The organism is Shewanella sp. T24-MNA-CIBAN-0130 (assembly GCF_040310185.1).
Lineage (GTDB): Bacteria > Pseudomonadota > Gammaproteobacteria > Enterobacterales > Shewanellaceae > Shewanella > Shewanella psychromarinicola.
Window position 1 is genome coordinate 65,151 of record NZ_JBEOPP010000018.1, and the last position, 8,605, is coordinate 73,755.

Annotated in this window: 7 protein-coding genes and 1 pseudogene; 3 read left to right on the plus strand and 5 right to left on the minus strand. The window is 39.8% G+C overall.

The window, feature by feature from the left end:
- Window positions 1-276: 276 nt before the first annotated feature.
- Window positions 277-2,346 (plus strand): M13 family metallopeptidase, encoded by a 2,070-nt coding sequence (locus AAEZ02_RS09790; protein WP_124011462.1) that lies wholly within the window; start codon window positions 277-279, stop codon window positions 2,344-2,346.
- A gap of 191 nt (window positions 2,347-2,537) precedes the next feature.
- On the opposite strand, the gene AAEZ02_RS09795 is transcribed toward AAEZ02_RS09790, so the two are convergent.
- Together AAEZ02_RS09795 and AAEZ02_RS09800 are read right to left on the minus strand one after the other, a co-directional pair.
- Window positions 2,538-3,863: a hypothetical protein gene (locus tag AAEZ02_RS09795; RefSeq protein WP_101031620.1), complete on the minus strand. Its 1,326-nt coding sequence runs from the start codon at window positions 3,861-3,863 to the stop codon at window positions 2,538-2,540.
- A 684-nt stretch (window positions 3,864-4,547) separates the two neighbouring features.
- Entirely contained in the window at window positions 4,548-4,892 is a 345-nt protein-coding gene (locus AAEZ02_RS09800; RefSeq protein ID WP_124011463.1) for an energy transducer TonB, read from the minus strand.
- Between the two features lie 316 nt (window positions 4,893-5,208).
- Here AAEZ02_RS09800 and AAEZ02_RS09805 point away from each other — a divergent pair, with 316 nt between their 5' ends.
- Window positions 5,209-5,427 (plus strand): hypothetical protein, encoded by a 219-nt coding sequence (locus AAEZ02_RS09805; RefSeq protein ID WP_233768529.1) that lies wholly within the window; start codon window positions 5,209-5,211, stop codon window positions 5,425-5,427.
- Between the two features lie 113 nt (window positions 5,428-5,540).
- Window positions 5,541-5,711 carry a hypothetical protein gene (locus AAEZ02_RS09810; RefSeq protein WP_164839482.1) on the plus strand — a complete coding sequence of 57 codons (171 nt, stop codon included), beginning with the start codon at window positions 5,541-5,543 and terminating at the stop codon, window positions 5,709-5,711.
- 83 nt (window positions 5,712-5,794) lie between these two features.
- Here the strand turns inward: AAEZ02_RS09810 and AAEZ02_RS09815 are convergent, their stop codons facing one another.
- From AAEZ02_RS09815 to AAEZ02_RS09825, 3 genes and pseudogenes are all read right to left on the minus strand, one after another.
- The gene (locus tag AAEZ02_RS09815) at window positions 5,795-7,471 is read right to left on the minus strand and encodes an AMP-binding protein (RefSeq protein WP_124011464.1); all 1,677 of its coding nucleotides are present in this window, start codon (window positions 7,469-7,471) and stop codon (window positions 5,795-5,797) included.
- A gap of 115 nt (window positions 7,472-7,586) precedes the next feature.
- Window positions 7,587-7,717: pseudogene (locus AAEZ02_RS09820) on the minus strand (IS3 family transposase); the annotation flags it as partial.
- A 543-nt stretch (window positions 7,718-8,260) separates the two neighbouring features.
- Window positions 8,261-8,605 (minus strand): FtsX-like permease family protein (locus AAEZ02_RS09825; RefSeq protein WP_351122894.1); only part of this gene is annotated, 345 nt, incomplete at its 5' end.

Consider the following 8,605-nt stretch of genomic DNA (forward strand, 5'->3'; position numbering starts at 1 on the left):
GTCACTCATTGCATGGTATGTAGCCGCTGGATCACCTATGCAACGAAACAAAAGATAACCTGAGGTTAGTTAGCGTTAGCGAGGCACCGATAATATTGTCAGCGCTTATACCTTATCCATCAGCGTCATCATGCTGGCTATTGAAGCGTGAAAACCATGTTCATATTGCAGTCACTAAAATTTGCTAACAATTCAAATATTGACATTTTTTGTCAATCTTTCAAGATAACCTGGCAAATAATTCTGTCAACACATTGGCTAAGGAAAACGATAACAATGAATAGATCCTTAATTGCGATTGGATTAACAACGGCACTATTAACGGGTTGTGGCGTATCTGATACAAATAACACTAAACTTGCAACCGTGACCTCACCTGCACCAGCTCAAGCAGAGTTAGGTACTTTTGGGGTAGACTTAGCCGCGCGTAATGAAGCGGTTAAACCTGGCGATGACTTTTTTATGTATTCAAGTGGCACTTGGTACGACAACTTTGTCATGCCAGCCGACAAAACCCGTTATGGCGCCTTTAATGCGTTGGCTGAGCGCAGTGAACATCAAGTCAAAGCGATTGTTGACGATATTGCCAGTCGCAGTGACTTAACTGCAGAAGAGCAATTAATTGCTGATTTTTATCATGCCTATATGGATACCGAGACCATCAATAAGTTAGGTATCACGCCCATTAAAGGTACCTTAGATCAAATTGCCGCGATAAACTCAACTCAAGACTTAACTAAAGTCTTCGGCGAGGCTTGGCTTACCGGTGCATCATCACCGATTGACGGAGGCATGTGGTTTAACCGTTTAGATCCTAATCAATATGAAATGACTCTCGGTGCCGGAGGTTTAGGTTTACCTGACCGTTCATACTACTTAGAAGAGAGTGAGCGCTTTGTGAATATCCGCAAAGCTTATGTGGATCATATCGCTAAAATGCTGGCTTTTGCTGGCATAAATGACGGCGAAAAACGTGCCCAGGCCATTCTTGTGCTCGAAACTAAAATAGCACAAGCCCAATGGCCTAGAGAAAAGCGCCGTGATCGCGACTTAACCTTAAACCAAGTTAAACGCGAAGATCTTGCTCAGCAATACCCAGGATTTGACTGGGATTTATACTTTGCGCAAACGGGTTACCAAGTACCACAACTCAATATCTCTGAGCCTGAGCCAGTTAAGGCTATGATTGGCTTGATAAACCAACAGCCATTAAGCGTATGGCAAGACTATCTGACCTTCCACACCGTCACTAATAACGCAGGGTTACTGTCAGAAGACATTTTCAATACTAACTTTGCTTTTTATGGCAAAGAATTAACTGGCCAAGAGCAACCTCGTCCTCGCTGGAAACGCGCGGTAGAAGAAATGTCAGGCACCCAATCATTAGGCTTTGCGATTGGTAAAGTGTTTGTATCGCGTTATTTCCCTGAGTCGTCTAAAAAGCAAATGGCCGAATTAGTCGAAAACTTACGCACTGCATTGGGTCAGCGTATTGATGGTTTAGAGTGGATGGGCGATGATACGAAAGTTAATGCTCATGCTAAGCTAGCAGCATTTAACCCTAAAATTGGTTATCCAGATGTATGGCAACAATTTGATGGCTTAACCCTAACTAAAAATGATTTAGTGGGTGACATTAAAAATTTACGCCAATACTTCCAAGCCGACAGCGTAGCGAAAGAACTGCAAAAAACCGACCGTAATCGTTGGGGTATGACCCCGCAAACGGTGAATGCATATTACAACAGCTCATTTAATGAGATTGTGTTTCCTGCGGCTATTTTACAACCACCCTTTTTTGATCCCAACGCAGATGCCGCGGTTAACTATGGCAGTATTGGTGCAGTAATTGGTCACGAAATGGGTCATGGTTTTGATGATCAAGGCTCTAAGTCAGATGCGAATGGCATTCAACGTAACTGGTGGACCGATGAAGACCGTGCCGCCTTTGATGCCAAAGCCGATAAGCTTGCTGAGCAATACAGCAAATATGAGCCGATCCCAGAAAACTTTGTCAACGGACGTAACAGCCTAGGTGAAAACATCGGCGACGTGGGCGGCATCGCAATGGCTTACCATGCTTACAAGTTAAGCTTAAACGGTAAAAAAGCCCCAGTCATTGATGGCGTTACTGGCGATCAACGCTTCTTTTTAGCCTGGGCTCAAGTGTGGAAAGAAAAGCGCACCGAGCAAAGCATGTTAACTCAGTTACGTGCAGGCACCCATGCCCCCGGTCGTTACCGCGCCCTTGCCCCACGTAACCACGATGCGTGGTACAAAGCTTTTGATGTTAAACCAGATGACAAGTTGTACTTGCCTGAAGATCAACGGGTACGTATTTGGTAGTTTGAGTACGTAAATAACTGCAATAACGTGCCTCGGTTGCAACAAGCATCCGTCACAATACAAAAAGGCCAGTCAGTTACTGACTGGTCTTTTATTATCACACTCTGCGCTAATACTTAAACAAATATCAGCAACCTTGTGACTCATGACAGAGGCCAATAAAGGCCTGGATAAACAGTCAGCTTGATTAATCAGTTGCTGGTAATATCGTTTGCACACTTTACAAGTCGGTGAATAATTTTCTCTTGATAAGCTTTAACCGTAGAGAAGCTTTGTATTTTCATAAATAAGTCCGAGGCAGTTTCCTTGGATACACCCGTTAAATTAACCCCCTTATACAGTGCTGGTACCGTGTTTTGTTTCATGGCATTATCTGCAAATATTAAATTTAATTTGACTACACGGGCCAACTCTTCTTGATAGAGAAAAAATTGCCTTAAATGTGTATTCTCTATTTTGGCAGTTTTGGATCTGTCTATTGTTAAAATCTCGTCAATGAGTCGGTTTAATCTACTACGAAATTTAATCGCTTCATCCATAACCTCAAGCCATTTTATTTCAGTACTTGATAACAAAGCCAAGAAATACAATGTGCGTGCTTTGTTATAATTAATGAACCCTGGCCACATAACATCTTCACTAGAAATATGAAGTGCTCTATCAAACTGGTCACATGCAGATTTTAAATACATGGTCACATCTTCTATAATTGATGGAGATATAGAGCCAATACCTTTCTGTACCAAACTAAGACCGTTAAGTGAGAGAATATCTATATCTCCCATATTTAGGGACTCTCTAAGCAAGTGCATGCCCTTTTTGTTGTAATACAAACCAAGGTAATTGTGATATATCGTTTTTGTGACAGGATTTCGAAGTATAGGTCCACGAACATGGAGAAGATCTGCATGGATATTAAAATTACCATCAGCAACAAAATTCTGATATGAAACGACAGCTTTAAATAACTTTATTGTTTCAGTTATTTGAATTGAATTTCCTTTGCTTACCGAATGTAGTATGTCACGTTGCCTATCTACCTCTATTAATATCTTGTCCATACGTTTTTTATAGAGCTTTTTATCCGTATCAGAAGCATTAAAAACAGCCGGAAATAAAACTATAAGATCAATCATATACTGCAACGTATCCGCAAAAAGCACGGCAGTACCGGACTCTTTTTTTAACTTATATTCAACTGAATCAAAGAGTTCTTTGTCGAGTGTTTTTTCGTCTTTAGACTTGAATTGATTGATTAACTCAGGAAGTGAAGTTACATAATTCTCATTATCAAGAATATTACCTTCCATTTTACTTATATTGTTCACACTGTCGATTGATGTATATGTCCTGACAGCTATAAACAGAGCTAATAGTGCAATGCAGAACCCAACGGTCGATATTGTAAAACTAAGTAAATCTTTGCCTTCTTTTAGATAATATACCCAAACTGCAATACAAGCAGAAAACATTACTAGTATAAAAATGGTGAAATATATTATTTTTGATGTGCGCATTTATCTTCCTAATATTGTTAAATTTGTACGTCTACATTGAACTAATGCCCAACACAGCGGAACGCGATAGCGCGTAAATCCACGAAGCCTTTGCATATAAAATGTCGTTCATCACACACTCTCATTGAGAGTAGGTTGTACCCATTAATAGCATTCTGACTTTTCATTGAACCATGATCAGGTACCATCTTGTAGTCACTAAATCATTTTAATAATCTCAACGTCGTTAACGTCTTGTATCCAAAGTCAACGAAAACAGGCCTCAAGATAAGAGTTGAACTTATCCATTTTTAAGCAAGGCATGTAACGCATTTATGGACAGAAGTGCGTTTGAGGTATTGATTAACTCAGCTTACTTGGTATTGGTTTAACTTGATTTATAACGTAGCTTCATTTGAACTTATTGCCTGCAGCATGTGAGCTACAGGACGTAGTAAATGTCGCGATCACAGGGATGTGAAAGAGTGATCTTAGTGCAGATGATTAAGCGAGACGCCAGCTCTTGATTTTAAAATTAGCATCCCTGTGGGCTTAACCAAAACATCCCTATTTTAGATTCTCGCTGACTCATCTACACCTGTAATTTAACTCTCTTCGATTTAGCTGCATAGTTGTCTATAGATGAAAGCTAAATAGGAAAAGTATGTCAACAAGATATGCGATAACGCCCTATTAGCTAGACATTTAACCCATCTTAAAATCTAATCGAACCGTCATATTTTGTTGAACTACTGCCTTTCCATTTTCTACCTTGGGTGCATACTTCCAATTTGAAAGCGCGCTAATTGCAGCTTTATCAAAAGTTTGTTCTGGAACAGATTTTAAAACTTTTATATTTATTGGATCACCCTTTTCACTTATATCGAAGCTCATTTGAACATAACCTTCTATTTTATTTCGAGCGGCATGAATTGGGTAAGTTGGATTTGCAGTTTCTTTCAGCGCCGCATTAGATCTATCGGGCAAAGGTGTTGAAGAGCACGCGGTAATAAAAACTAATGATATAAGCGCTAAAGTAGAATATTTCATTAAAATCCTTTTTGTGTCGTTAACGCCGCATTAAGCGGACTAGACTTGTTGGTTGTAATGCGTAGCGAAGCAGAACCTAACCAACTGTTTTAGTTCCGTTTAAACTTTTTGTGTACGCCCAGCATGGGCATGGACTAATGAGGTGATAGTCCTCTGTAGGAAGGTCACCGTTCAATAACATGCTGTTATTAAACGTTAACTACTAGCGAATGGCAAGGGCTTATCATTGATGATTGGTCTGAAGGAAGCCGCTAGCCATATATTGTAAAGAGGACTAGATGATGAACAAGAATATCATATGAGGCGTAGGCTAGAGGTGAGTTGGCAGGGTCTGCCCCGCGAAGTAAGGGATATCATCAAACAGAAACGCAAATTTGCCGTTGATGTTGATCTGTCTAAGTTCTTTGACCGAGTTAATCATGATCTCTTGATGACTCAACTTAGGATCAAGGTGCAGGATAAGCGTCTTGCCGATGTCATTCGATCATTATTGATCGGTGCAGCGGCCCCATTTACTGACACCAGTCATCCATAAGGTTGCGCATTAATTAATAGTACTTTGACATGCAATGAAGCGAGCGAATCAATAAAAATCGCTATCAATAATCGGAAAGAAAAAATCAAACCACGATAATTAATAGATTTGAATTGGCTCAAAGCAGCGGTGAACTCAATGACAGTTGCCAACCTGAAGCGTTGGCACGACTAATTATGACATTATTTAAAGGGATGTCGTTACAGGCTGCAGAGGGAGCAACTAAAGATGAGTTGCACCAAATGCTGAAATGGTCGTTGACGGGATCCTCTGTCAGCATGTGAATGAGGTTTAGCCGGATTTGCTCGGCTGCGCCTCATATCTATGCCAAATATGTTGGTTATCCTTAGGACGTCAGTAATAGCGCCTATGAATCTCGCAATTCTCGACGTAAGATCTTGCCAACATTTGATTTTGGCAATTCATCTCTAAATTCAATTATCCTTGGGTTTTTATAACCGGTAAGATATTTTCTACAATGTTTTTTTATTTCATCAACGGTCACATTACCTTTGCGTACAATAAATAATTTAACTATTTCTCCTGTGGCGTCATCAGGAATGCCAATGGCCGCAGCTTCGATGATGTGAGGGTGAAGTGTTGCAACTTCTTCAATTTCAGTTGGAAAAACATTAAATCCCGACACTAGAATCATATCTTTTTTACGGTCTTCAATATAAAAAACCCCATCGTCATCCATTCTTCCTATATCGCCAGAGCTTAACCAACCTCCTGCATGCATTACAGTATTGGTTTCGGCTTCTTGTTGCCAATAGCCTTTCATCACTTGGGGCCCTCTAATTTGAATTTCACCAATTTGGTTGGGACCTAAAGGTTCATTTTTATCATTAACGATACGGAGTTCAGCGCTGGGTAAAGGGACACCAATTGAAGAAATAAATGATTGTTGTTGATGAGTACCTGCAGCGACCACTGGGGAACATTCAGTTAAGCCATAACCTTCTATGACAGGCATTCCAGTGAGCTCTTGCCAACGATCAGCAATATGTTTCTGCGTCGGCATTCCACCTGCAATAGTAAAACGAGCGTGACTAAAATCTAATTCTTGAAAACCAGCATGATTGTTTAGACCATTAAAAAGTGTATTTAAACCAAAAACCATTGTGAATGGATATTTACTTAAATCTGCTACGAAACCATCTATATCTCTTGGGTTGGTAATGAGTAAATTCGTTGCACCGAGAAAGAGCATAAACATCATACTCACTGAGTTGGCAAAAATATGATAAAGCGGAAGTGGGGTTACTGCATATTCCTTATCATATAAGGTTCTTGGGCTAAAATGAGCATGAACCTGTAGAACGTTAGAAATAATATTACTATGAGTCAGCATTGCCCCTTTCGCAGGACCCGTCGTTCCACCTGTATATTGGAGGTATGCTAAATCATCTACTGTTATTTGGGGATCAATAAAGGGAAGTTTCTTGCCTTCGGTTAACGCTCTACGCAGTGAAATAGCGTCGGGGATATGATATTTTGGCACTATTTTTTTGACATGTTTGATAAGAAAATTAACCAGTGTACGCTTATGTATAGCTAACTCATCGCCGATTTTGGTTAAAATAACATGCTTAATGTTAGTCTCATGCAGTATTTGCTGAAGATTATTACCAAAATTTGTGACGGCAACAATAGCACTGGACCCTGAGTCTCGTAATTGATGTTTTAACTCTCGAGGGGTATAAAGTGGATTAACATTTACAATAATGAGTCCTGCTTTTAATGCACCTAAAATAGTGATGGGATATTGCAATAAATTAGGCATCATCAAGGCGATTCGTTCGCCTTTTTTCATTTTTAGTTCAGATTGTAGATAAGCAGCAAAAGCGTTACTTTTACTTTCGAGATCTTGGTAGGATAAGCTATGTCCCATATTAATATATGCTGCTTTTTTAGCATACGCACTAAAAGACTCTTTAAACAAATCATTGATATTGTTATACATACTTGAATCTATTGTTGCGGGCACATCCTCAGGATATTGTTTTAACCACGGTTTATCATTTGTCATTATAGCCATCATTAATGTTGTTGTTTAAACATCACTATTGTAAATTAATTTACCTAATTAGTATAAAAATAATAGGCTGAATTCAATGAATTAACTACTGTTCTAGGGGGTTAGCAGTAGCTAATCTCTCGGAGTGTGACTCGTCCCTGCTTTTATCGCTTTTCCGCTTCACTCTATCTTTCATCAACAATGAAAAAAGCATTCAGCTACTGCATTATCATGACAGTTTCTACTGTGGCACATGCTTGCTTCAGGGTTTGTTGCTAAAGAAAGCTTCGTCAGTCAGAAAAAGATTATGGTACCAGAGCGAATAAGGTAAATCCCTGCTAACTTTCTATCATTTTGGGTCTAAAACGAGTGACAAAAGGCAAGTAATAAAGCTCAAGTCGAACAGTGATTATTCTTGTAAATTAGCGAGAATAATCTCTGTTTTGGATACTCGTTGACTCATCTACACCTGTAATTTAATTCTCTTCGATTTAGCCGCATAGTTGTCTATAGATGAAAGCCAAATAGGAAAATCTCAAATCTAATTAGCTGACTTACTTTTGGAAAGAAACGCGTTAGAGTTCTCAACTTAATCTAGGCTCAAAAGATTACAAAATGTATCCCTAACGTCTAACGCTATGCAGAATATTACTTGACCACAAACAGTGTAAGTGGATAGCGGGGTTAAGGTTTAACCCCAAGTATGCCACTTTGCGTTTAACTCTAGTTGACCTTGTAAATATTTCGACTGTGCGCTATACAATAGTTCCCGTCTTCATAGAGCCAGTAATTGGGGATCCTATTTACTTAGTGTTAGTCTCTTGAGAGTGCATCTACCGGATTTAATTTAGCCGCATTTCGGGCTGGCAGATAACCAAACACAATACCGATTAAGGTCGAGCAGGCAAAAGCCGCCACAATTGACGTACTCGAATAGATCATCTGAAAACTGCTGCCTGTGTAGGTGAATATCATGCCGATAAGATAAGCAAGTCCAATCCCCAATGCGCCACCACAAAAACACACCAGCACGGCTTCAATCAAAAACTGACGCATAATATCGGTTTGCCTGGCACCAACGGCCATACGAATGCCTATTTCGCGCGTTCGCTCTGTTACCGATACCAGCATGATATTCATTACCCCAATCCCGCCAAC

Bases quoted from the DNA above. Each gene is read 5' to 3' on its own strand.
- AAEZ02_RS09790 (WP_124011462.1), top strand. From the start codon at position 277: ATGAATAGATCCTTAATTGCGATTGGATTAACAACGGCACTATTAACG.
- AAEZ02_RS09795 (WP_101031620.1), bottom strand. From the start codon at position 3,863: ATGCGCACATCAAAAATAATATATTTCACCATTTTTATACTAGTAATG.
- AAEZ02_RS09800 (WP_124011463.1), bottom strand. From the start codon at position 4,892: ATGAAATATTCTACTTTAGCGCTTATATCATTAGTTTTTATTACCGCG.
- AAEZ02_RS09815 (WP_124011464.1), bottom strand. From the start codon at position 7,471: ATGATGGCTATAATGACAAATGATAAACCGTGGTTAAAACAATATCCT.